Annotated in this window: 1 protein-coding gene; it reads right to left on the bottom strand. The window is 65.6% G+C overall.

The window, feature by feature from the left end; all coding sequences use genetic code 11:
* On the bottom strand, positions 1 to 2,127 hold a 2,127-nt coding region (locus tag VGL01_RS00095; protein WP_331565840.1), incomplete at both ends, for a hypothetical protein.

Raw genomic sequence — 2,127 nt, 5'->3', positions numbered from 1 at the left:
CTCACGGCACGCTTTCACTTCACCTCTGATTTCATTGTTGTCCCGCAGCGCGTCTGTGATCTGACGTTTTTCCACGTCTTCCATGCGGGAGGCGGCGATCATGAGAATCTTCGTGCCGGCCGCGAGGTGTTGGTCGATCATATCGAGCAGCGGCGCCGCACCGAACGGAACGGTGCCGGCCGGATCCTCGAGCCGCTCGGCGAGCGCACGCACGGTCGCTCGAAGCCATTGACGCTTCGCTGTATCGAAGTCGGCGACGTAGCGCCATTCGAGACGGATGGTGAACGATTGAATTTGATCGATTTCGCGTTCGGCGGTCGTCGCGGCATCCACGCTGGGGTGCCGAGTGCCGACGTCCTCGATCAGCTGGTTGCGAGTCGCGTCGATATCCTTCGCGGCACGCGACACGTCGTCGGACAGTTGATCGGATAGTTGTTGAAAGCGCAACGGGTCGAGTGTCGGCTCGCGGCTGAGCTCCGCCGCGTTTCGGTACCCGTGCGAGAGGTCGGCGAGCACACTCAGTGTGTACTGAACCGATTTGGCCGTGCGGGCCACACGCCGCGTGAATTGCCACGTACGTTGAGCACGTTCGCCGGCGACACCGCGAGTCAGACGTTTGCTTCGGCCCGCGGACGGCACGGCGGCGGCCTGCTCGCGCACCTGCCTCGCCGTTTCGGCCAGCAACCGGAGCTTCACCGTGCAATCCGCCGTAGCGCCATCGTGGATCGCACGCCGGGCCTCGCCGTAGCATTCGACCAGCTCGGCGACCGAGCGCATAGCCACGGTTAGGGCGTTCAGGTTCAACTGCAGGGTGGCGTGGTTGTCCGCGATGATCTCGGGTGCATCCGCCGGTGGCGAAGGCATTTGCGCAAGATGCGCCTCGATACGTTGGACGGCTTCGCGCGTAGTCGCGATCAGCGCTTCGTTGGCGGTTTCCTCTTCTCGCGCCGCGGCGCGGTCTTCGGGGGAAGCGCCGAACCGCACGATCGGAAGCGATTGCCGAAGGTCGTACATGCATTTCAGCGCCGGCCCCATTGCGGCGGACTCTTCGATGGTGAACGCGACGGTCGCGGCGTGAGCCTTCTGAAAGGCGCCGTTGAGGAGTCTCGTTCGCTGTCGGGCACACGCGCTCGTGAATTGGCGAAGGGCGGGGCCCAGGGCGCGACCATATGCGGGCGCCGCGGCCCCGGCCGCCACGGCGGCCTTGCGCACCCGATCCGCTGCGTCGAGCAGGTCCGCCTCCCGATCGAGCATCGCTTCCACGTACTGTTCCAATGCGGCGAAAGGCGCCGCCAGGCGGGCGGCATCGATATCCGCCGCGTCACGCGGGAACGGCGTTGCTTCCAGCTTGGCCCGCAGTGTCTGGCAATGCCACCGCACATCCGAACCGATCAATATTTCGGCGGCCGTCACACTCGTGCTCGCCGCGGTCGGATCGGCATCCTCGTCATGCGGCTCATGCATCGTGGCCGACATCGCCGAGAAGAGCTCGACGAGCGCCTCGTTCATTTGACCGACAGCCGCGTTGCGGGACTCGCCGAGCTCTGCGGACAGTTGCCGCGCTTCGGGAGTCGAGCGTGCCGCATCGGGCCAAGATGCCGTGGAATCATCGAACGTGTGAAGCGCATCGTCGTAGGCACGCGCAGTCTGATACCAGGACTCGAACGTATCGACCAGGCTGTCGAGGGAACGCGACGGGTCGCTGCGACGCGCTTGTGCCGCGACCAGAAGACCGCCGGCTTGAACCAACGGAGCTTCGAGGGCCGAGTGCAGCGCGGCCAGCAGCGCCGGCACGTTCGGCTCGCCTCGCAGGACGAGCGGCAGCGCGCTCAGGACGTACTCGAGTTCCGATAAAACGTTCTTGCGGTTTCCCGCCGGGGCCATCGCGGGATTCTGTGCCGCGGCGGCCGACAACTGCCCGAAGGCGTCGGCGACTGCGCGAAGCTCGGCGTCGAAGGCCTCGATCGGTGCCACATCGAGCGGCAGCGCGCGAAGCGAATCCGCCTCGCAGTGTTCGAGCGCGGTGCGCAATGGTTTCAGCACCGCGTCCAGGGCTCGCGGATTGCCCACTGCGAAAGCATGCCGGTTTCGCTTGAAGTGGGTCATGGCGGTCAGCAGCGAAGCCTT

This window comes from Trinickia sp. (assembly GCF_036503415.1).
Taxonomy (GTDB): domain Bacteria; phylum Pseudomonadota; class Gammaproteobacteria; order Burkholderiales; family Burkholderiaceae; genus Trinickia.
This window is presented reverse-complemented; position numbering and strand designations above follow the sequence as displayed.